The 22,153-nt window shown below is 60.3% G+C and carries 21 protein-coding genes; 11 read left to right on the top strand and 10 right to left on the bottom strand.

Going from position 1 to position 22,153, the window contains the following annotated elements; genetic code table 11:
* Window positions 1–50 precede the first annotated feature (50 nt).
* Window positions 51–860, bottom strand: a complete 810-nt coding sequence (locus tag E4O98_RS08435; RefSeq protein WP_248134692.1) for a UDP-2,3-diacylglucosamine diphosphatase — start codon at window positions 858–860, stop codon at window positions 51–53.
* Between the two features lie 137 nt (window positions 861–997).
* Between E4O98_RS08435 and E4O98_RS08430 the strand changes: the two genes are divergently transcribed.
* The 3 genes from E4O98_RS08430 (at window position 998) to E4O98_RS08420 (ending at window position 3,143) form a co-directional block, all read left to right on the top strand.
* A complete protein-coding gene (locus E4O98_RS08430) occupies window positions 998–1,747 on the top strand; it encodes an AraC family transcriptional regulator (protein ID WP_032880047.1) in 750 nt (249 codons plus the stop codon).
* Between the two features lie 99 nt (window positions 1,748–1,846).
* On the top strand, window positions 1,847–2,731 hold the full coding sequence (locus E4O98_RS08425; protein WP_032880046.1) for a DMT family transporter: 885 nt from the start codon (window positions 1,847–1,849) through the stop codon (window positions 2,729–2,731).
* A gap of 130 nt (window positions 2,732–2,861) precedes the next feature.
* A complete protein-coding gene (locus E4O98_RS08420) occupies window positions 2,862–3,143 on the top strand; it encodes a hypothetical protein (protein WP_005790122.1) in 282 nt (93 codons plus the stop codon).
* Window positions 3,144–3,177: 34 nt separating this feature from the next.
* On the opposite strand, the gene E4O98_RS08415 is transcribed toward E4O98_RS08420, so the two are convergent.
* Window positions 3,178–3,465 (bottom strand): SelT/SelW/SelH family protein, encoded by a 288-nt coding sequence (locus tag E4O98_RS08415; protein ID WP_043049661.1) that lies wholly within the window; start codon window positions 3,463–3,465, stop codon window positions 3,178–3,180.
* 84 nt (window positions 3,466–3,549) lie between these two features.
* Between E4O98_RS08415 and E4O98_RS08410 the strand changes: the two genes are divergently transcribed.
* Window positions 3,550–5,739 carry a patatin-like phospholipase family protein gene (locus tag E4O98_RS08410; RefSeq protein ID WP_005790125.1) on the top strand — a complete coding sequence of 730 codons (2,190 nt, stop codon included), beginning with the start codon at window positions 3,550–3,552 and terminating at the stop codon, window positions 5,737–5,739.
* Window positions 5,740–5,867: 128 nt separating this feature from the next.
* Here E4O98_RS08410 and E4O98_RS08405 read toward each other — a convergent pair whose 3' ends face one another.
* On the bottom strand, window positions 5,868–6,302 hold the full coding sequence (locus E4O98_RS08405) for a MarR family transcriptional regulator (protein ID WP_003193007.1): 435 nt from the start codon (window positions 6,300–6,302) through the stop codon (window positions 5,868–5,870).
* Between the two features lie 121 nt (window positions 6,303–6,423).
* Window positions 6,424–8,553, bottom strand: a complete 2,130-nt coding sequence (recQ, locus tag E4O98_RS08400) for a DNA helicase RecQ (RefSeq protein ID WP_005790127.1) — start codon at window positions 8,551–8,553, stop codon at window positions 6,424–6,426.
* 275 nt (window positions 8,554–8,828) lie between these two features.
* Between recQ and E4O98_RS08395 the strand changes: the two genes are divergently transcribed.
* From E4O98_RS08395 to E4O98_RS08385, 3 genes are all read left to right on the top strand, one after another.
* The gene (locus tag E4O98_RS08395) at window positions 8,829–9,416 is read left to right on the top strand and encodes a YecA family protein (RefSeq protein ID WP_005790129.1); all 588 of its coding nucleotides are present in this window, start codon (window positions 8,829–8,831) and stop codon (window positions 9,414–9,416) included.
* A 20-nt stretch (window positions 9,417–9,436) separates the two neighbouring features.
* Window positions 9,437–9,820, top strand: a complete 384-nt coding sequence (locus tag E4O98_RS08390) for a YbaN family protein (RefSeq protein WP_032803663.1) — start codon at window positions 9,437–9,439, stop codon at window positions 9,818–9,820.
* 118 nt (window positions 9,821–9,938) lie between these two features.
* Window positions 9,939–13,409, top strand: a complete 3,471-nt coding sequence (locus E4O98_RS08385; RefSeq protein ID WP_248134689.1) for a PAS domain-containing hybrid sensor histidine kinase/response regulator — start codon at window positions 9,939–9,941, stop codon at window positions 13,407–13,409.
* Window positions 13,410–13,470: 61 nt separating this feature from the next.
* On the opposite strand, the gene rmuC is transcribed toward E4O98_RS08385, so the two are convergent.
* Together rmuC and E4O98_RS08375 are read right to left on the bottom strand one after the other, a co-directional pair.
* Complete coding sequence (gene rmuC / locus E4O98_RS08380) at window positions 13,471–14,835, bottom strand: DNA recombination protein RmuC (protein WP_177464428.1); 1,365 nt, start codon at window positions 14,833–14,835, stop codon at window positions 13,471–13,473.
* A 175-nt stretch (window positions 14,836–15,010) separates the two neighbouring features.
* Entirely contained in the window at window positions 15,011–15,334 is a 324-nt protein-coding gene (locus E4O98_RS08375) for a sel1 repeat family protein (protein WP_248134688.1), read from the bottom strand.
* Window positions 15,335–15,791: 457 nt separating this feature from the next.
* Here E4O98_RS08375 and E4O98_RS08370 point away from each other — a divergent pair, with 457 nt between their 5' ends.
* The 4 genes from E4O98_RS08370 to E4O98_RS08355 all read left to right on the top strand — a co-directional run bounded on the left by E4O98_RS08370 (window position 15,792) and on the right by E4O98_RS08355 (window position 18,946).
* A complete protein-coding gene (locus E4O98_RS08370) occupies window positions 15,792–16,097 on the top strand; it encodes a hypothetical protein (RefSeq protein WP_032880043.1) in 306 nt (101 codons plus the stop codon).
* Between the two features lie 442 nt (window positions 16,098–16,539).
* Window positions 16,540–16,764, top strand: coding sequence for a hypothetical protein (locus E4O98_RS08365; protein WP_005790139.1), 225 nt, complete (start codon window positions 16,540–16,542; stop codon window positions 16,762–16,764).
* Between the two features lie 275 nt (window positions 16,765–17,039).
* Entirely contained in the window at window positions 17,040–17,522 is a 483-nt protein-coding gene (locus tag E4O98_RS08360; RefSeq protein ID WP_078821982.1) for a hypothetical protein, read from the top strand.
* 146 nt (window positions 17,523–17,668) lie between these two features.
* Entirely contained in the window at window positions 17,669–18,946 is a 1,278-nt protein-coding gene (locus tag E4O98_RS08355) for an outer membrane protein transport protein (protein ID WP_032880041.1), read from the top strand.
* 65 nt (window positions 18,947–19,011) lie between these two features.
* On the opposite strand, the gene E4O98_RS08350 is transcribed toward E4O98_RS08355, so the two are convergent.
* From E4O98_RS08350 to E4O98_RS08335, 4 genes are all read right to left on the bottom strand, one after another.
* On the bottom strand, window positions 19,012–19,563 hold the full coding sequence (locus tag E4O98_RS08350; RefSeq protein WP_005790144.1) for a redoxin domain-containing protein: 552 nt from the start codon (window positions 19,561–19,563) through the stop codon (window positions 19,012–19,014).
* A 150-nt stretch (window positions 19,564–19,713) separates the two neighbouring features.
* Window positions 19,714–20,913, bottom strand: coding sequence for an MFS transporter (locus E4O98_RS08345; RefSeq protein WP_164365808.1), 1,200 nt, complete (start codon window positions 20,911–20,913; stop codon window positions 19,714–19,716).
* 63 nt (window positions 20,914–20,976) lie between these two features.
* Window positions 20,977–21,381 (bottom strand): MarR family transcriptional regulator, encoded by a 405-nt coding sequence (locus tag E4O98_RS08340; RefSeq protein ID WP_005790150.1) that lies wholly within the window; start codon window positions 21,379–21,381, stop codon window positions 20,977–20,979.
* Between the two features lie 42 nt (window positions 21,382–21,423).
* On the bottom strand, window positions 21,424–22,152 hold the full coding sequence (locus E4O98_RS08335; protein ID WP_248134686.1) for an adenosylcobinamide-GDP ribazoletransferase: 729 nt from the start codon (window positions 22,150–22,152) through the stop codon (window positions 21,424–21,426).
* Window position 22,153 lies beyond the last annotated feature (1 nt).

The raw sequence follows: 22,153 nt of genomic DNA, 5'->3' as shown, positions 1-22,153 counted from the left end.
AATGTGGGAGGGGGCACGCCCCCTCCCACATTTTTACCGAGGCGAGGCTTTTAGCCAGCGACCATTTCAGCCTTGAGCTGCGCCTCCCTGGCCTGGACGTCCGCCAACCGATACAACTCGATATGCCCATCCCAGTGCTCGATCAACGCGGTGCACGACTCTACCCAGTCCCCGCAGTTGAGGTAATCCACCTCGCCCACTTTGCGAATCTCGGCATGGTGGATATGCCCGCACACCACCCCATGCAGTTCGCGCCTGGTGACTTCGTGGGCAATCGCTTCTTCGAAATCGCTGATAAAGCTCACGGCGGTTTTCACCTTGTGCTTCAGGTACGCCGACAGCGACCAGTAGCCATAACCGTAGCGCGCGCGCCAATGGTTGAGCCAGCGGTTAAGTGTGAGGGTGAATTCGTAGGCCGAGTCGCCGAGGAACGCCAGCCAACGGTGATAACGGGTGATCACATCGAACTGGTCGCCATGGATCACCAATAGATGCCGACCGTCGGCGGTCACATGCACTGCCTCATCGACCAACTGGATATTGCCCAGGATCAGCTTGGAATAGCGTCGTAAAAATTCATCATGGTTGCCAGTGACGTAGATCACCTCGGTGCCGCGCTTGGCCATGGTCAGCAGTCGACGGATCACATTGGTGTGGGCCTGGGGCCAATAGATGCCGCCACGCATTTTCCAACCATCGATAATATCGCCCACCAGGTAGACCTTGTCGGCGTGGTAGCCCTTGAGAAACTGCGACAAGTGCTCGGCCTGGCAATCCCGGGTGCCTAGATGCACGTCGGAAATCCACAGGGTTCGCACCCGTTGCTTGCGGCTGGGCTGGGTGAACTCGGCATGGGTCATGGGCATCCCTCGACGCTGTTTTCGCGAGCTTGCGCCTTGGCGATTAATAGCCCATGACAGCTGTGCGTCAGTCTGATGACAGCGCTAAATGCCCGCAAAGCGTTGTAGACTGGCGCCTTGCCGCCCTGGAGATTGCGATGAGCCCGAGCCTCACGCTACGCCACTACCTCGAAGCCCCCATCGCTCACAGCCATGATCATGCGCAGTTGGTGTTCGGCCTGTCCGGGCACCTGGAGCTGGAAGTCGATGGCCGTGGCAGCCAAGTGCGCGAGAGCAGTGTGATGGTGCTGCCCTTCTCCACCCACCATGCCTGTGGCAGCCGCGATGGCAGCCGCTGCCTGGTGCTGGATGTGCCGACCGAGCATTGGGTGGTGCAATCCCTGGGCGAGCATGCCGATGCCAGTCGCCGCTTGCTGGGGCAACCGGCGCGACTGACGCTAGATCCGCGGCAAAGCCAACTGGTGCAGTGGCTGGCGCACAGCCCGGTGGACGACCCGCTGATCGTCCAGCAAGGTGCGGTGCTGTTACTGGCCAGCCTCAATCATCCCCAGGCTAAATCGCAGCCTGGCCGGCGCCTGCCTTATGCAGCGTTCAATGCCCATATCCAGCGCCATGCTGCGCGCCCGTTGCAGGTGGCCGACCTGGCGCGCATCGCCGGGCTTTCCGTGGCGCGCCTGCATGCACGCTTCATGGCCGAATGCGGGCAAACGCCGATGGATTATCTTCGCAGTCGTCGCTTGCACATGGCGCTGGGGCTTTTGCGCGGCACACCGCTTGCCATTGGTGAGGTTGCCGAGCGCGTCGGCTACGCCTCGCAAAGCGCATTCAGTGCCGCCATGTTGCGCGAGTTTGGCGCCACGCCCAGCGCCCTGCGTCGGGCCGACTGACAAGAGCCCCACGCTAAAAATCGCGAGGCCGGCGACAGACGCCCGCAAACCATGCCTCTAGACTGCGAGGCTGTTACCCCCGTTGCTTCAAGGATCGCAATGACTCCCCGCTCAGCCCTTGGCGCCCTGCATATCGGCGCATTGATGTTTGGCCTCACCGGCGTATTCGGCAAGCTGGCGGCGGCCTCCCCTGCCATCATCGTGTTTGGTCGCGCCGCGTTTGCTGTGCTCGCCCTGGCGGTGTTTGCCCGCTTTGCCAGCAACGCGCCCTGGAAGACACTGGAGATGCGCGACTGGCGCCGCCTGCTGGTCAGCGGTGTGTTGCTGGCCGCGCATTGGGTGACGTTCTTTATTGCCGTCAAAGTCGCCGGCGTGGCCGTGGCGACTCTGGGGTTTACCGCCTTTCCGGCCTTTACCGTGATCCTTGAAGGGTTGATCTTCCGCGAGCGCATTCGCGCCAATGAAGTGCTGCTAGTGGCCCTGGTCACCGTTGGCCTGGTGCTGGTGACCCCGGATTTCAACCTCGCCAGCGAGGCCACCAGCGGCCTACTGTGGGGGATCGCCTCGGGGCTGTTGTTCTCGTTGTTATCGCTGAACAATCGCGCCAGCTCCGGGCGCATTCCTGCGGTACAGGCCGCGCTGTGCCAGAACGTGGTGGTCGCGGCCTGCCTGCTGCCGGTGGCCGCACCAGGGCTGGCGGATGTACGTGGGATTGACTGGCTATGGATCGGGTTGCTGGGAGTGTTTTGTACGGGTCTTGCCCATAGCCTGTTTGTCGCCAGCCTTGCCGTGATCAAGGCGCGCACCGCCTCGGTGGTGTTTGCCATGGAACCTGTCTACGGCATCACCGTGGCCTGGCTGTTGTTTGCCGAAACCCCGACCTTACGCATGTTGCTGGGCGGCGCCTTGATCATCCTCGCCATCGTGCTTTCCGGCCTGATGGGCAGCGCCAGCCAGGCCAAACAACCGGCAACCACAGCCTGATCTATACTTTAAACGTCCGCAACAGTCTGTAGTCGTTCAACGGATAAAGACTCCTCGACGACAGCCATGGTGCTTTCTGAAGTTGCTGCAAGCGAGTGGTCACCCCTCAATGCGATGCAGGAGTTTCATCATGGAAATGCTCATCAGCTTGCTGGTCCAGATCATCAGCGGTGCCGTCGGTGGCAACATCGCCGGCATGACCAAACAGAGCCTGGGGACAGGGCTCAATACCTTTCTCGGCGGAGTCGGCGGCTTGGTGCTGGGCCAGATTGTCGCCGCACTCACGGGCACCACCAGCGGCGAAGCGCTGGATGTTGCCGCGGTCGGCAGCAATATTGTCGGCGGTGGCGTCGGTGGGTTGGTATTGACATGGGCCGTCGGTTTTATCAAACAAAAGCTCGCTGCCAAGTAGCGGTAGGGTCACCGCCCCTCTGTGGCGGTGACTTTCATTGCGTACGATCGTTATGGCCCAGATCGCGCTGCGGGTCGATCTGGTCGCGTACACGCTGTTTTAGTACCTTGGCCTCGGGAAAGCCGCCGTCGGCTTTGCGTTCCCAGATCTGCACGCCATCACAGGTGATGCGAAAGGCGCCACCGGTGGCCGGCTCCAGCGCCACGCGCCCCAGGTCATCGGCAAATGTACTGAGCAACTCCTGGGCCAGCCACGCGGCGCGCAGCAACCACTGGCACTGGGTGCAATAAGTGATAACGATCTCGGGTTTGCTTGCAGACATAATTTAAGCGGCTCCTGACATGACGGGCCCAGCGAATCGAGTGGCTATAATAGCGGCCTTTATCGCCCAGCCTCGAGATTGATGATGCGCCGCCTGCTGTCTTGCCTGTTCCTGTGCCTAGTCCCCCTGCTTGCCGAAGCCTTGGAAGCGCCCCGCCCTAAAATCGGCCTGGTGTTGTCCGGTGGTGCCGCCCGTGGCCTGGCGCATATCGGTGTGCTCAAAGCCCTTGAGGAACAGGGCATCCATATTGATGCGATTGCCGGCACCAGCATGGGTGCGGTAATTGGCGGGCTGTACGCATCGGGCTACAAAATCGACGAACTGGAGAAGCTGGCGCTGGGCATCGACTGGCAACAGGCCCTGTCGGACGCCCCACCACGCGAAGACGTACCGTTTCGGCGCAAACAGGACGACCGGGATTTCCTGGTCAAGCAGAAACTCAGTTTCCGCGACGACGGCAGCCTCGGCCTGCCACTGGGTGTGATCCAGGGCCAGAACCTGGCGCTGCTGCTGGAAAGCATGTTTGCCCACAGCAGCAACACGCGTAACTTCGACAAGCTGCCGATCCCGTTCCGCGCAGTGGCCACCGACATTACCACCGGCGAAAAAGTCGTGTTCAGCAAGGGCCACCTGCCCCAGGTGATACGCGCCAGCATGTCGATCCCCGCCGTGTTCGCCCCGGTGGAACTGGACGGCCGCCTGCTGGTGGACGGCGGTATGACCGACAACATCCCGTTGGATGTGGCGCGGGAGATGGGCGTCGATATTGCCATCGTGGTCGACATCGGCACCCCGCTGCGCTCGCGCAAGCAATTGGCGACCGTGGTGGACGTGCTCAACCAGTCCATCACCCTGATGACCCGGCGCAATTCCGAGGAGCAACTCAAGGCTCTGAACCCCAAGGATGTGCTGATCCAACCGCCTCTGGCCGCCTATGGCGTGACCGACTTCGGCCGCGCCAAAGACATGATCGACGCCGGTTACCGCGCCACCCGCGCTCTCGATGTGCGCCTGGCGAACCTGCGTCCGGTCGAGCCCATCGACGCGCAACTGGTGGCTGCACGCACGCCGGGCGAGCGCACCCCGGTGATCACCGCTATCAAGGTGGAGAACGACTCCAAAGTCAGCGACGACGTGATCCGCTATTACATCCGTCAGGGGCTGGGAGAACCGCTGAACCTGGGGCGCCTGCAATCGGACATGGGCACACTGTACGGCCTGGATTACTTCGAGCAGGTGCAATACCGCGTGGTCAAAAAGGGCCAGGACAACACCCTGGTGATCAGCGCGCGGGGCAAGCGCAGCGGCACCGACTACCTGCGCCTGGGCTTGAACCTGTCGGATGACATGCGCGGCGACAGCGCTTTCAACCTTGGCGCCAGCTATCGAGTGAACGGCATCAACCGCCTCGGCGCGGAATGGCTGACTCGGGTGCAGATCGGTGATCGACAGGAGCTGTACAGCGAGTTCTACCAACCGATGGACACCGGGTCGCGCTACTTCGTCGCGCCTTACATCAGAGCCGAGGCGCAGAACGTTGAGCTGATCCTGGACAACGACCCCATCTCCGAATATCGCCTGGAACGCTATGGCTTTGGCTTGAACGTAGGACGCCAGATCGGCAACAGCGGCGAGATCCGCTTCGGCGTAGGTGAGGCGTGGGGCAAGGCGGACGTGCGTATCGGCGAGCGCGACCTGCCGAGCGTGAGTTTCAGCGAAGGGTTCTATGAGCTTAAATATTCCTTCGACTCCCTCGACAACGTCTACTTCCCGCACAGCGGCGAAGACATAGGCCTGGCCTTTCGCGAATTCGAACCCGGACTGGGTTCGGACCAGCGCTACCGTCAATGGGAGTTCAAACTGGACAAGGCCATGAGCCATGGCCCGGACACTCTGATACTCGGCGGTCGCTATGGACGCACGCTGGATAATTCCGATGTGGTGATCTCCAGCTTCCTGCTGGGTGGGGCGCGGCAATTGTCGGGCTTTCGCCAGGATGCGATTTCGGGCCAGAACGTCAGCCTGATGCGCGCGGTGTACTTCCGCCGGCTGACCCCACGCTCGTACCTGCCACTGGACTTCCCGTTGTACCTGGGTGCCTCACTGGAACGGGGCCGGGCGTGGAACAACGACAACGAATTCGACAGCGGGTATATCAATGCCGCGAGTATTTTCCTGGGGTTTGATACGCCACTGGGGCCGCTGAATTTCAGCTATGGGTTCAATGATGATAATCAGAAGGCGGTGTACCTGAACCTGGGGCAGACCTTCTGACACAGCACAGAACTAATGTGGGAGGGGGCTTGCTCCCGATGGCGGGGTATCAGTCAACAATTCTGTAGCTGGCCCACCGCAATCGGGAGCAAGCCCCCTCCCACATTTGGTTCTCGGCGAATTGGGAGTCAGGACTTTTCCAGGTTCGCCAGAATGTGCTCGTGCACACGCATGCACACGCGCAGATCCTCTTCATTCACCCCAACGAACAGCTCATGGCGCAAGGCCGTGGCGATGGTCTCGATCTGGTCGATCAGCGGTTGAGCGGTATCACACAGCAAAATGCGTTTGGCGCGGCGGTCTTCCACCACGGCCTGGCGTTGCACCAGGCCCTGGCCTTCCAGGCTGTCGAGCAGGCGCGCCAAGGTCGGCCCTTCGACGCCGACACTTTGTGCCAGTTCACGTTGGGTAGGTGCTTCGACAAAACGGGCCAGATGCAGCAGCACCAGCCAGCGCGCCTGGGACAACCCTAGCCCCGCCAAACGACGGTCCAGCTCAGCGCGCCAACCTCGGGACATTTGCGCCAACTGCATGCCAAAACGGTGTTGATCGGTTAACGGCATAAAAAACTCATGTTTAAGACTGAAAATAAAGTGTGGCTAATTATTAGTCAGCTAAGCATGAGCCATGCCAGTAGGCAAGGCCCGGTATGTACTGATTCGTTACATTGTCGTAATTGCCACACTAAATTTCGAATTCCGACTGCAAAGCGGCACGCACGCAGTACAAAACACCCTCGGGAACACGCCCGGTGAACAATGGAGCGATCTCCACCACAGGTGGCAATTCGCCTTCTCCGTCGAGGAAGGCATCCTGGATTTCGCCGAGTAAATCCTCAGGCAAATCAAGGGCCTGCTCCAGCGACAACTGTTGCTTGCCAATGGCTTCGGCGAGCAGGGTATACACATTTTTTTCCGAGCATTGCAGTTGGCCGGCGATCTGGATCGGAGTCATGCCCGCGCGGGCCAGGCTGATCAGTTCGTGGCGAATATCGGCGATTTCCTTCGGCGCTTCTGCCTGGCCGCCGAGCACTTCGAGGAAGGCCTGGCCGTAACGCTCCAGCTTGCGCGCACCCACGCCACTGACCCGAGCCATCTCGGCCATGGTGGTGGGTTGCTCGCGGAGCATTTCCAGCAAGGTGGAGTCGGGGAAGATAACGTAGGGCGGCACGCTGTGTTCCTGCGCCAATTTGCGCCGCAGGGTACGCAACGCCTCCCACTGCTCGCGCTCCTCGCCCCGCACCAACTGGCTGGCCTGGCTGGTGCTGCTGCTTTTGGCGCTGGCCTGCGGCTTGAGGTCGCGGCGCAGTTCCAGGCTGACTTCACCCTTGAGCAACGGCCGGCAACTGTCGTTCAGGCGCAGCCCGCCATAGCCTTCGATATCAATGTCGACGAGGCCACGGGCAACCATCTGGCGAAACAGCGAACGCCATTCGCCCTCGGCACGGGCCTTGCCGACGCCATAGACCGACAGTTTTTCGTGGCCGAAGCTACGAACTTTTTCATTGTCCTTGCCGAGCAACACATCCACCAGATGGCCCACGCCATAGCGCTGGCCAGTGCGATAGATCGTCGACAACGCCTGGCGCGCAGGCTCGGTAGCGTCCCAGGTTTGCACGCCGTCGATGCAGTTGTCGCAGTGACCGCAGGGTTGCGGCATGTCTTCGTCGAAATACGCCAGCAGCGTCTGACGGCGGCAGCGGGTTTCTTCGCACAACGAAAGCATGGCGTCGAGCTTGTGCTGCTCCAGACGCTTGTGACGCTCGTCACCTTCGGAGTTCTGCAGCATCTGCTTGAGCATCACCACGTCCTGCAGGCCGTAGACCATCCAGGCATCCGCCGGCAGGCCATCTCGGCCGGCACGACCGGTTTCCTGGTAATAGGCCTCAAGGGACTTGGGCAGGTCCATGTGCGCCACGAAACGCACGTTGGATTTGTCGATACCCATGCCGAAGGCGATGGTCGCCACCATGATCAGGCCTTCCTCGTTTAGGAAGCGTTTCTGGTGCGCAGAGCGCGTTTCATTGGGCAGGCCGGCGTGGTAAGGCAGCGCCGGGTAGCCTTGCTCGCACAGGAACGCAGCGACTTCATCGACCTTCTTGCGTGACAGGCAGTAGACAATACCCGCATCGCTGCGCCGCTCGGACAGGAACGCGAGCAACTGCTTGCGTGGCTGCTCCTTGGGTACGATGCGATAGAAGATATTCGGCCGGTCAAAGCTGGACAGGAAGCGCTCGGCATTCTGCAAATGCAGGCGCTCGACGATCTCTTCACGGGTACGTTTGTCGGCGGTGGCGGTCAGGGCGATGCGCGGCACGTCGGGGAACAGCTCCGCCAATTGACCAAGCTGCAGGTATTCGCGGCGGAAATCGTGGCCCCACTGCGATACACAGTGGGCTTCGTCGATGGCGAACAGGGCGATTTCCAGGCTCTGCAAAAAGGCCAACATGCGTGGCTGCACCAGACGCTCCGGCGCCAGGTACAACATCTTCACTTCACCGCGCTTGATTCGTGCGGCCAGGTCGCGCTGCTGCTCGGCGCTGAGAGTGGAGTTCAGGGAAGCGGCGGCGACGCCCAGCTCTTCGAGGGTGGCAACCTGATCGTCCATCAACGCGATCAGCGGCGACACCACCACCGCCAGGCCGTTGCGCAACAGCGCGGGTACCTGGAAGCACAGCGACTTGCCGCCACCGGTAGGCATCAGCACCAGGGCATCGCCGCCGCTGGCCACACGCTCAATGATCGCACCCTGGCGGCCACGAAAACTGTCGTAGCCGAAGATGTCCTTGAGGACGCGTTGAGCCTGCTCGAGCATGTAAAACTCCAAAATGGTGCCGAAATCCCTCTGTACAGGCTGGCCGAAAAAATACGCTTTCACGGAAAATAATCCGTAAGCGAAGTTTTCCCGGATTGGCGCTAAGCCTGCAGGGGCATCACAAAACGCGGCAGTATACCCGAGCGTCATCGGCCAAAGGGCGCGACTGACGAATAGACGCCCGCTCTAAAACCGGGCAAATATGCCGTGCGGCTGGCCTGGGCGCTCAAGAAAGCCTAGAATTCAGCATCGTTTATTCCCAAGGTAGCCCTTCAATGTCCTTCGCTGAGCAACTAACCCGCCTGCAAGCCTTCCTCGACGCCGATGAGCTGCATGACGAGGCGCTGGACTACGTGGCCGCCCACGGCTACCTGACCGCCCTGTCGATCTGCTCCGAAACCGTCCCGGACCGTGAATGGATCGACGCGCTGTTCGCTGAAGAGCCTCATTACAGCGACGCCGCCCAGCGCGAAGAAATCGAATCCACCCTGATCGCCCTCAAGGCCCACATTGCGCGCCAACTGGCCTCCGACGAAGAGTTCGAGCTGCCATGCGACCTCGACCTGGGCGACGACCCGGACGACTCCGACCTGCGCGGCTGGTGCATCGGTTTCATGGAAGGCGTGTTCCTGCGTGAAGCCGCCTGGTTCGAAACCGCCGAAGAAGAAGTCAGCGAAATGCTCCTGCCGATCATGGTCGGTTCGGGCCTGTTCGAAGAAGAAGCAGAGTTCTCCGACATCGCCGCCGATGCCAACCTGATGGACGACATGATCGTGCAGATCCCGGAAGCCCTGACCGCGCTGTACCTGCTGTGCAACGCGCCTGACGAAAAACCGGCGATCCTCAAGCCACGTCACCACTGAGTCGCTTGCCCGTGGCACCAATGGGCAACCGCTCACTGCTCCTGCGCTACGTACTACTGGCCATCGGCTGGCTGAGCGTAGCGCTGGGAGTGATTGGCATTTTCCTACCGGTATTGCCGACCACGCCCTTTCTACTGCTGGCCGCCGCCTGCTTCGCTCGAAGCTCCCCGCGGTTCTATCACTGGCTGGTGGAACACCCACGGCTGGGCCCATGGATTCGTGATTACCTGGATGGCAACGGCATTCCACTCAAGGGTAAGGTCTACGCCATCGGCCTGATGTGGCTGAGCATCGCGCTATCCTGTTACCTGGTGCCGTTGCCGTGGGCTCGCGGCTTCATGCTGACCAGCGCCGTGCTGGTGACGATCTACATCCTGCGCCAGAAAACCCTGCCCCCGCGCTGAACGCACCTGCGACATTAGATCCCACGCGACCTTGGTCGACACTGACTAACAACAGGCATCATGCGAGACTGTCCAACCGGGCCCGGAATGCCCGGGTGTTCTTATGCTCGGAGTTACCATGACGCTGTCCAGCGGGCTGATCGCCGCCGTTGCCCTGGCCTATATGGCCATTATGTTTGCCATCGCTTTTTACGGTGACCGCCGCCATGCGCCGCTGCCACCCCGGGTGCGTGCGTGGGTCTATAGCTTGTCGCTGGCGGTGTACTGCACCAGTTGGACGTTCTTCGGAGCGGTAGGCCAAGCCGCCGAGCAGCTGTGGGCATTTTTACCGATCTACCTGGGGCCGGTGCTGTTACTGGTGTTGGCGCCTTGGGTGCTGCAGAAGATGATCCTGATCAGCAAGCAGGAAAACATCACCTCCATCGCCGACTTTATCGCCGCTCGCTATGGCAAATCCCAATCCCTGGCGGTGGTGGTCGCGCTGATCTGTCTGGTCGGCGTGCTGCCCTATATCGCGCTGCAACTCAAAGGCATCGTGCTGGGCGTAAACCTGTTGATCGGCGCCGGCCCCGACACCACCGGTACCCGGGCTCAGGACACAGCCTTGATCGTGTCGCTGGTGCTGGCGCTGTTCACTATCGTGTTTGGTACGCGCAACCTCGATGCCACCGAACACCACAGGGGCATGGTGCTGGCGATTGCCTTTGAGTCTTTGGTCAAGCTGTTCGCATTTCTCGCGGTCGGCGCGTTTGTGACCTACGGCTTGTACGACGGTTTCGGCGATCTGTTCAGCCAGGCCATGCTCGCGCCGCGCCTGGAGGAATACTGGAAAGAAACGATCAACTGGCCATCAATGGTGGTGCAGACTGGCGTCGCCATGATGGCGATCATCTGCCTGCCCCGGCAATTCCATGTGACTGTCGTTGAGAACATTGACCCGCAGGACCTGCGCCTGGCCAAGTGGGTATTTCCGGCGTACTTGATCCTCGCCGCGTTGTTCGTGGTACCGATCGCCCTGGGCGGAAAAATGCTGTTGCCCGGTTCGGTGCTGCCCGACTCCTACGTGATCAGCCTGCCGATGGCCCAGGCCCACCCGGCCCTCGCCGTACTGGCGTTCATCGGCGGGGCTTCGGCAGCCACCGGCATGGTCATCGTGGCCAGCATCGCGTTGTCGACCATGGTCTCCAACGACATGCTGTTGCCGTGGTTGCTGCGCCGCTCCAGCGCCGAGCGGCCGTTCGAAGTGTTCCGCCACTGGATGCTCTCGGTACGCCGGGTGAGCATTGTGATCATTCTGCTGCTGGCGTATGTGAGCTACCGTCTGCTGGGCTCGACTGCCAGCCTGGCCACCATCGGCCAGATCGCTTTTGCCGCCGTGACCCAACTGGCCCCGGCGATGCTCGGTGCGCTCTACTGGAAGCAGGCCAACCGGCGCGGTGTATTTGCCGGCCTGGCCGCCGGTACATTCCTGTGGTTCTACACCTTGGTCCTACCGGTGACGGCGAAAAGCCTTGGCTGGTCGCTCAGCCTTTTCCCCGGCCTGACCTGGATGCACTCCCACCCATTCGGGCTGTCGGTGACGTCGCTGACCTTGGGTACAGTGTTCTCCCTGGCGGGTAACTTCACCCTCTTCGTCTGGGTATCGATGCTGTCGCGCACGCGAGTTTCCGAGCACTGGCAGGCCGGCCGGTTTATCGGCCAGGAAATCAACCAGCGCGCCAATGCTCGTTCCATGTTGTCGGTGCAGATCAGCGACCTGCTCAGCCTGGCTGCACGTTTCGTCGGCGAAGAACGTGCCCAGCAGAGCTTCATTCGCTTTGCCTATCGCCAGGGTAAAGGCTTCAACCCCAACCAGAATGCCGACAACGATTGGATCGCCCATACCGAGCGTTTGTTGGCCGGCGTACTCGGCGCCTCCTCGACGCGGGCAGTGGTGAAAGCCGCGATCGAAGGCCGGGAAATGCAGCTGGAGGACGTAGTACGCATCGCCGACGAAGCCTCCGAGGTGCTGCAATTCAACCGCGCCCTGCTGCAAGGCGCTATCGAGAACATTACCCAAGGCATCAGTGTGGTGGACCAGTCGCTCAAGCTGGTGGCCTGGAACCGGCGCTACCTGGAGCTGTTCAACTACCCGGACGGTTTGATCAACGTCGGCCGGCCGATTGCCGACATTATTCGCTACAACGCCGAGCGCGGCCTGTGCGGGCCGGGTGAAGCCGAAGTGCACGTGGCGCGACGCCTGCACTGGATGCGCCAGGGCCGCGCGCACACCTCCGAGCGCCTGTTTCCCAATGGCCGGGTGATCGAGTTGATCGGCAACCCGATGCCCGGTGGCGGTTTTGTCATGAGTTTCACCGACATCACCGCGTTCCGCGAAGCCGAACAGGCACTGACCGAGGCAAACGAGGGCCTGGAACAGCGAGTGACCGAGCGCACCCATGAGTTGTCGCAGCTCAACGTGGCGCTGACCGACGCCAAAGGCGTGGCCGAATCTGCCAGCCAATCGAAGACGCGATTCCTGGCGGCGGTGAGCCACGATCTGATGCAACCGCTGAACGCCGCACGTCTGTTCTCCGCCGCCCTCTCCCACCAGCACGACGGCCTGTCCGACGAGGCGCGGCAACTGGTGCAGCATCTGGACAGCTCGTTGCGCTCAGCCGAAGACCTGATCAGCGACTTGCTGGACATATCGCGCCTGGAAAACGGCAAGATCAATCCACAACGCCAGCCCTTTGTACTCAATGAGCTATTTGACACCCTGGGCGCAGAATTCAAGGCGCTGGCCCATGAGCAAGGCTTGCGCTTCCGTTGGCGCGGCAGCCGCCTGCGAGTGGACAGCGACATCAAGTTGCTGAGGCGGGTGTTGCAGAACTTTCTGACCAATGCCTTCCGTTATGCCGACGGGCCCGTACTGCTGGGCGTACGTCGACGTCAGGGCGAACTGTGCCTGGAAGTATGGGACCGAGGCCCGGGCATTCCGCCGGACAAGCAAAAAGTGATCTTCGAAGAATTCAAGCGCCTGGACAGCCACCAGACCCGCGCCGAGAAGGGCCTGGGCCTGGGCTTGGCGATTGCCGACGGCCTGTGCCGCGTGTTGGGCCATCGCCTGAGCGTGCGCTCGTGGCCGGGCAAGGGCAGCGTATTTAGCGTGTGCGTGCCGCTGGCGCGCAACCAGGCCAGCCCGCAGCCAAAAGCCGCCGTGGAGAACGGCCTGCCCCTGAGCGGTGCGCGGGTGCTGTGCGTGGATAACGAGGAAAGCATCCTGATCGGTATGCGCAGCCTGCTGACACGCTGGGGCTGCGAAGTCTGGACCGCCACCGACCAGGCCCAGTGCGCAGCGCTGCTGGCCGACGGTATGCGACCGCAACTGGCGCTGGTGGATTATCACCTGGACCACGGCGAAACCGGCACCGAACTGATGGGCTGGCTGCGAGCGCAATTGGCCGAGCCTATTCCCGGCGTTGTGATCAGTGCCGACGGGCGCCCGGAGATGGTGGCTCAGGTGCATGGGGCGGGGCTGGACTACCTGGCCAAGCCGGTGAAGCCGGCGGCGTTGAGGGCACTGTTGAGCAGGCACCTGCCCTTGTAAAAGGGTCGTGCGTGGTCAAAATGTGGGAGGGGCTTGCCCACTCCCACATTTGGCCCCAAGTCTATTCGGGGAGATGCGCCACGCCATCCGAATCTGTCATCGCTCGCTCCAGCAAATCCGCCGGAAGGCTCTTGCTGGCTCGGGCGCCGAGCAACCTTAACTGCTCGGTACGGCTGACCAGATTCCCACGCCCGTCCGTCAATTTGTTGCGCGCCGCACTGTAAGCCTTGTCCAACTGCTGCAGCCGGTTGCCCACTTCGTCGAGGTCCTGGATAAACAACACGAACTTGTCGTACAGCCAACCGGCACGCTCGGCGATTTCCCGGGCGTTCTGGCTCTGACGCTCCTGCTTCCACAGGCTATCGATCACCCGCAGGGTGGCGAGCAAGGTGGTGGGGCTGACAATCACGATATGGCGATCGAAGGCTTCCTGGAACAAATTCGGTTCAGCCTGCAAGGCCGCGGAAAAAGCCGCCTCGATCGGTACGAACAGCAGAACGAAATCCAGGCTGTGCAAACCTTCCAGGCGCTTGTAGTCCTTGCCGGCCAAGCCCTTGACGTGATTGCGCAAAGACAGCACATGCTGCTTCAACGCCGCCTGGCCAATCACTTCGTCATCCGCCGCGACGTACTGTTGATAGGCGGTCAAGCTGACCTTGGAGTCGACCACCACCTGCTTGTCACCCGGCAACATGATCAGCACGTCCGGCTGGAAGCGCTCGCCATCCGGGCCCTTGAGGCTGACCTGGGTCTGGTATTCGCGGCCTTTTTCCAGGCCTGCGTGTTCCAGCACCCGCTCAAGAATCAGTTCCCCCCAGTTGCCCTGGGTTTTCTGCCCCTTGAGGGCGCGGGTCAGGTTGGTGGCTTCGTCCGACAGGCGCAGGTTCAGTTGCTGCAGGCGCTCAAGCTCCTTGGCCAGGGAGAACCGCTCACGGGCTTCGTTTTGATAGCTTTCTTCAACGCGTTTCTCGAAGGACTGGATGCGCTCCTTGAGCGGGTCGAGCAACTGGCCCAGGCGTTCCTGGCTGGTTTCGGCGAAGCGCTGTTCACGCTCGTCGAAGATTTTACCGGCAAGCTCGGCGAACTGCGCACGCAGCTCGTCCCGTGAGCCTTGCAGGTCAGTGAGGCGCTGCTGATGGCTCTCCTGTTGCTCGCGCAATTCCGCGCTCAGGGCTGCGGCCAAGGCGTCGAGACGGCGCAGTTCGGTTTCCTTGGCGCTGCGATCGAGGTTCCAGGCATGGGCGGCATCGCGGGCGTTATCGCGGTCGATCTGCAACAGTTCGACTTCGCGACCCAGTGCCGCCAGGTCGGCTTGTTTGGCGGCGTTGGCCTGGCTCAGGTCGCTGATTTCATCGCGACTGGCATCCAGCTGGGCGGCGAGCCCCTCTTGGGCCAGTTGCGCGTTTGCCAGGCGTTCTTCCAGCAGTTCCCACCCGGTGTTGCGCGCGTTCAAGCGCCGCTGAATCTGCCAGCACAGCGCCAGTAACGGTACGGCTGCGCCAACGAGCCCCAAGGCAATACTGGTCCAGTCAAAAACCATAGCCATTTCTGCCATCACCAAAAAAGATCAAGGGTAACCAAGCACAGGGCCCGAAGACAGCTCAGTCTTCGACCTGGCGCAGTTCACTCTGGGCGCGACGATCGCCGGCGCGAGCGGCCGAGCGTAATAGATCATGACCAATGCGCCGGTCACGTGCGTTTCCGCACTCGCGGCACATCAGCTGGCCGAGACGACTCTGTGCGGCCACCACGCCTTCCCGGGCAGGCTGCTTGAGCAAACGCCCAGCGAAGTGCTTGACGTTGCGACTCTGGCCCAGACGCGGGCTGTCGAGCAGCCACAGAGCGACCTTCAAGGCAAAACGCTTGGGTGCGGTAACAGTTTGAGTAGTGTCGGTAACAGAAGGTGATACTGAGCGAAACTTCATAAAGCACTGTGGGACAGAACGGAAGGCGCGCCACTCTACTCTTTTTTTCGTACAGGTAAAGCTGAAAAAAACCTGCACGCCCGTCCTAGAGCAAGCGCTTGGGACAATCCACAGAAGCTGTGGATAACTCAGTGGACAACCCTCCTTGAACTCGCGCAAAGGCCCATGGAACGGGGCCCCCGGTCAAACTGACGATTTTTTCACCAATAAAAAAAAGCCAGATTTTTCATTGACTTAAATTTTGATTACAGGCAAATGGGCGCCCTTCGCGGTGAGTGGCAGGAGGGTTACACATGCCGCAACCAATGTGCACAAGTAACTATTCAAGGGTTATATCGCCGGCGTTTTTTGATTCAACACGCGTTAAACATGTTACTGCCAGGACAAACCCGGGGGCTTTTCAAATCTGTCCCGGCTCGCCACACTGCGCCACCGTCAACGCAACTCTGTAGGGCCGATGAAAGGAATTCTGCTTTTCGCCATGCTGCTGTTGGCCATCTGCGCGACATCGTTGGGAATCAATGCAGCGCTACCCTCTCCGGACGGCGCGTTGTTCGCTATCGCGATTTTGCTCTCGGCCGCCTTTACCGCCGCGAGCCTGTGCATCGAACTGAGTGACGGCCGGATCAATGATCTTCACGAGGTCATGAAACTGATCGAGACCGGCCAGTCCTTGCGCCTGACGCTCGCCGCTTACGCACTGGGCTGCGCCCTGGCTGCGTCTGTGACCGTATTGGTCTATCGTGGACTGCTCGGCGGCTGATTAAAGTTTTTTGCCAACCCCCTTCCCTTCCCTGCTTCATTCCGTTACTATCCGCGGCGTTAGTACCAAGCTGAAAGTCAATTCTGGTCGAACAAGTCCCCTGAACCACACGGGATCGACCACCTCGATGGTTTCCAGGTATCGCTTGCGACGACACTGCCTTTGAACAAGCAAAGGGTGTCGCGAAGTTTACATACTCTGACCGAACCAACCTGCAAATTGATCAGGATCTTCACCCCGGGCCCAGAACCTTTGCCCCTGTTGTGTTGCCTGCCCTCCTAAGTACCTACCTGCCAGCCCAAGCGCGCCTAAATTATCAGCGCTTCAAACTGGCTGCTTTGTTCCAGTCAGGTTCTTCGTTTGATCAATGGTAATCAGCGTTACTGGAACGTTTTAACGTTGCACGGTTCTTATCCGTGTCATTTGTAGGAACACCAATAATATGAACGCTCAAATCCACACTCAGGATGCCATTCGCACCCTCACTAACGCTTTTGCCCCAATGAACTGCCTGATCATGGCCGCTCGCAAAGGCTGCTTCAGCTTCACCCTGGTCAATGAACACGGTATCGCTCGTCACAGCGAACGCCTGTACCCCGATCAATACTCCAGCGCAGAACCGCTGCAGGCCGTGATCGAGCGTACCCGTCAGGCACTGACTGCCTGATCGACCGAGTCGCTGAAAACAAAAACCCTGTCTGAAAAACAGGGTTTTTTATTGCCTGAAATTTGGCGCGGGCCGGTATTTACTAAGCACCGATAGATATAAACGTTATAACTGAATAGATAAGATGTTTTAAAAACAGTCCTTTACATCATGAATATGACACTACACTTCAACTCAAGCGGCATCGTCCGCTTGCGACGGGCCTGAGATCCGATTCACCGCTGCCAAGCCCTCCTTCTCAGGCTCGTCAACCCCATTTATGGACTGAGGCTTGTATGGGTATTGCCGCCAGCGAATTGTGTCGTTATGTGATCAGGCCGACCTTGACCTACCTCGGCTGCCATAACCCAACAGCCGAGTCCTTGTTACTGGGGATCGCCGCCAGCCAGTCAGAACTGGGGTCGGCCCTGCATGATCGGCGCGGCCATGGCCTCTATAGCATCACTGAACCCCGCCACCGTGCCCTCTGGGACGAATACCTGGCGCTGGACCCGGAACGCGCAAGCCTGGTGCGCGGGCTGGCCAGCCAACATGCGTTTCTGAGTGCGCCCCAGTTGGAGTTGACGGTAAACCTGCGATACGCCACGGCAATCGCCTGGCTGCTGGTAGAACAACATCGCCCAGCACTCCCCGCCCCAGGCGACGTATTGGCCATGGCGCGTATCTGGAAAGAAATATTCCACCCTCAAGGTCGGCTGCGGGATTTCACCCAAGCCTGGCAAACCTGTGTTCCAGCCATGAAACAGGTGATCTGCTGACCGGGTAAATTGCAAGATTCGGCAAAAAACAGCGAATCTGGTCGGATTGTCCTACAAAACCGCTCTATCTCCTGCATTACACCCTATAGCGCGATCGCAAATTTATTGTTACTTTCCGCTGCGGTGATCACCTCGGAGTTCTAATAATGAAAAAAGTAATGCTCAAGACCACACTTAGCCTCGCCGTTGCCATGGCATCCTCCCAACTATTCGCCAGCGGCTTTGCCCTGAACGAACAGAGCGTCAGCGGGATGGGTACTGGTTTTGCAGGTCGATCTTCTTCTGCCGATGATGCAAGCACTGTGTTCGGCAACCCTGCCGGTATGGCACGCCTGGAAGGTCAACAGATCACCGGCGGCGTTGCAGCCATTGATGCTTCTACTGATATCAGCGACGTCAGCGGCCGCTCCCGCGGCAGCAACAAAGGCGACATGGTGCCATTCACCGCCGTCCCTTTCGGTTTCTACACCAATAAACTAAACGATCAGTGGGCTGTCGGCTTCGGTGTCTATGCACCGTTCGGCCTGGTAACCGACTACGAAAGCGGCTTCCAGGGCCGTGGCTTTGGCAGCAAGAGTGAAGTGAAAGTCATCACCTTCCAGCCAACGGTCAGCTACGCCTTCAACGACCGTGTTTCCGTTGGTTTTGGCCCGACCATCAACCGCATCGCCGGCACCCTGGAATCAGACCTGACGCTGAACGCTCGCGCGCCAGACACCAACATCAAGATCAAGGGTGACGACACCGCGCTGGGCTTCAACATCGGCGTGCTGGTACAAGCCACCGATACCACCCGCGTCGGCCTGACCTATCACTCCAAGGTCAGCTACAAGCTGGACGGCCACACCGAAGTCACCGCACCAGCCGCGACCGCTGCCGCCCTGCGCAGCAATCGCTACGATGCGTCGCTGAAGATCGATACGCCTGAGTCCTACGACCTGTCGGTGACCCAAGACCTGACTGACGCCTGGAAGCTGTATGCAGGTGCAACCTGGACACGCTGGAGCCGCTTGAAAGACATCACCGTCAAGAACGACGGCGTGTCCGGCGCAACAGGCGGCGCGCTCGCCCCTGCCTTGGTAGGCACTATCAAGGAAGACCAGAACTGGCACGATACCTGGGCCTATGCCGTGGGTACTTCGTATCAGCTCACCAAGCAAGTGGTGTTGCGTACCGGCCTGACTTTCGACCAGTCGCCTACCAACAACACGGATCGTTCGCCACGCATCCCGACCGGCGACCGCACGATCTTCAGCCTGGGCCTGGGCTACGAGGTCATGCCGAACATGACCATCGACCTGGCCTACTCCTACCTGAAGGAAGAAGACGTCAAGGTTTCGCGCTCCAACCAATTGGCCAGCTACAACGCCAAGTATGAAAACAGTGCCAACGGTTTCGGCCTGGGCATGACCTACAAGTTCTAAACCGCGACCGTATAAAAAAGCCCCGCTCTCCTGTGAAGGAGGCGGGGCTTTTCAGTGGCTGGTTATCAGGGTTTGGATGCTATCGCCTGCTCGACCGCCTTGATCAACTCCGGGCTGTCCGGCTTGGTCAGGCTGGAAAAGCTGGCGACAACATTGCCCTGGCGGTCAACCACGTACTTGTAGAAGTTCCACTTCGGCGCCGCGTCGGCCTGCTCGGCAAGGACCTTGAACAGATGCACCGCATCCGGCCCCTTGACCTTCTGCGGCTCGGTCATGGTGAAGGTCACGCCATAATTCACGTAGCAGACCTTGGCGGTCTCCTCCCCGGTCTTGGCTTCCTGCTTGAAGTCATCGGACGGCACGCCAATTACTTCCAGGCCTTCGCCCTTATAGCGTTGATATAAGCCTTCCAGGCCCTTGAACTGCGGGGCAAAGCCGCAGAAGCTCGCCGTATTGACGATCACCAAGGGTTTGCCAGCGAATTGCTGGCACAGGTCAATGGATTCCTTGGCCCGCAGTTTGGGCAATTGGCCCGTAAGCAGCGACGGGCAGCTGGCGGCCATGGCCACGCTGCCAACAGCCATGAGGACGGGTACAGCGAGCCAGCGCATCAACATGATCAAAGTCCTTGAGTCAGTTCAGGCATTGAACTTAACAGATCGCCATGCCCAGTTGCATCAACGCCAGGCCTCCTTGCTGCCAACCCCACCAGGCCAGTAGCAACAGAAGCAACCCTGCCGCCATCACCATCAAGCGCACCGCTACCCTCATGCCGCCTCCATCTGCGCCTGCACACGCGCCACTGGCCGCTCACGCACCGGCCAGTTCAAGGCCGCGGCGAGCAGGCTGAGCAGAATCGCCACCTGCCAGATCAAATCGTAGTTGCCGGTTCGATCATAGACTACCCCGCCCAGCCAACCGCCGAGGAACGAACCGAGTTGATGGAACAGGAACACAATCCCGCCGAGCATCGAAAGGTTGCGTACGCCAAACAACGTCGCGACGGTGCCGTTGGTCAGCGGCACGGTGGACAACCACAGAAACCCCATCGCCATGCCAAACAGATAGGCCGTCACTTCAGTGACTGGCGCCCACAGGAACAACACAATCACCACCGCCCGCAGCAGGTACAGGCCGGTCAGTAAGCGCGGCTTGGACATGCGCCCGCCCAGCCAGCCAGCGGTATAGGTGCCGAACACATTGAACAGACCGATCAAGGCCAGCACCGTGGTGCCCACCGTGGCCGGCAGATGTTGGTCGACCAGGTACGCCGGCAAGTGCACACCGATAAACACAACCTGGAACCCGCACACAAAAAAACCGAAAGACAGCAGCCAGAACCCGGAGTGAGAGCAGGCTTCCTTCAACGCTTCGCGCAGGGTTTGCTGACCGACCGTGACCGGCAACGGCCGGTCCTTGAGCATGGCAACCAGCGGCAGGATCAACGCCACCATCAAGCCCAACGCCAGCAACGCTGCGGACCAGCCCAGCCAACCGATCAAGCCGAGGGTGCCGGGCACCATGGCGAACTGGCCGAAGGACCCGGCGGCGCTGGCAATGCCCATGGCCATGCTGCGTTTTTCCGGCGGTACGGCGCGACCGACCACACCGAGAATCACTGAAAACGAGGTACCGGACAGGCCGATGCCAATCAGCAAGCCTGCACTCAGGGACAATGACCACGCGGAGTCGGACATCCCCATCAGCACCAGGCCCACGGCGTACAACACGCCGCCGACAAACACCGCTCTGGTTGCGCCGAAACGGTCGGCCAAGGCGCCGGTAAACGGCTGCGCCAGGCCCCAGATCAAGTTCTGCAAGGCAATGGCGAAGGCGAAGGTCTCACGCCCCCAGCCGAATTCGCTGCTCATCGGCGCCAGAAACAGGCCGAAGCCATGCCGTACGCCCAAGGACAACGCCAGGATCAGCGCACTCCCCACAAGGATCCAACCGCTGGTGCGCCACATCGAGGTCATTTTTTATTCTCCGCTCGCGGGTATATACCCGCTTGTAGTCGAACAAACCGCCGTTCAGGCGAGTTCATCCAGCAAGGCCAACAAGGTTTCGCGCTTTTCAGCGCCGAGCTTATCAATCAGTTTCTGTTGCGCCGCTTCCCATGCCGGCAACGCGGCGGCCAATCGCTGCTGGCCACTTTCAGTCAACAGCACAAGGCGGTTTCGCAGGTCATCGCCCTCGACCAATTGCACCAACCCCTCGCCCTCCAGAACACGCAGGTTGCGCCCCAGGGTGCTGCGATCCAGGCCCATGGCTTCGGCCAGGCTGGAAATGCTCGGTTGGTCAAGGCGCTGCAGGTTACACAGCAAAGAATACTGGGCGACGTTGATCCCGAAGCCGTCGAGAGCGCCGTCGTAATGCCTGCTGACGCCACGGGCGGCGCGTCGCAGGTTGGTGCATAAACATTGGGAAGCAAGCATAGAGCGTGTATATACCCGGAGTTAAGGAATTGCAAGAAAGCGTTACAGCACCAACCCGACCAGGACAGCGACTTCCAGTAGCTCCAATAGCGCGCCTGCCGTGTCGCCCGTGGTACCGCCAAGGCGCCTGATCATCAAGTGACGCAGCCCCATAAAGCACAGCGCCGCCAGCAACACCGCAATACCGCCGTTGAAACCACCGATCAGGATGCAGGTCAATCCGCTGAGGATCAGCACCTGCTGGCCGACAATCCGCGGTAAGTAGTCCGACAAGGCCTGGCCCAACCCTCCTACCCGCACATAGCGCGTGGTAAGAAACAGCGCCAGCATCGAAGCCCGTCCGATCAACGGCGCCAGGATCAGGGCGGCGCCATTATGCTGCTCGATCAAGGCCACCAACGCGCTGAACTTGAGCAATAGCACCAAGCCCAGGGTAACCACCGCAATCGGCCCGCTGCGCGGATCTTTCATGATGCTGAGGGTGCGCTCGCGATCACCAAAGCCACCCAACCAGGCATCGGCGCTGTCCGCCAGGCCATCCAGGTGCAGGCCACCGCTGAGCAGCACCCAGGCCGTCAGCAACAGCGCGGCGTGCAGCAGCAAGGGCGCGCCCATCAATACCAGGTTCAACCCCCACAGCAATAGACCGAACAGCAGTCCCACCAGCGGATAAAACAGTAACGAACGGCCTAGCTCCTGAGACTGCGGCATACCCGGCAAGCGGATCGGCAGGCAGCTGAGAAATTGCAGGGCGATCCAGAACGGCAACATC

Origin of the sequence: Pseudomonas sp. W2Jun17 (assembly GCF_023127795.1) — a bacterium.
Taxonomy (GTDB): domain Bacteria; phylum Pseudomonadota; class Gammaproteobacteria; order Pseudomonadales; family Pseudomonadaceae; genus Aquipseudomonas; species Aquipseudomonas synxantha_A.
This window is presented reverse-complemented; position numbering and strand designations above follow the sequence as displayed.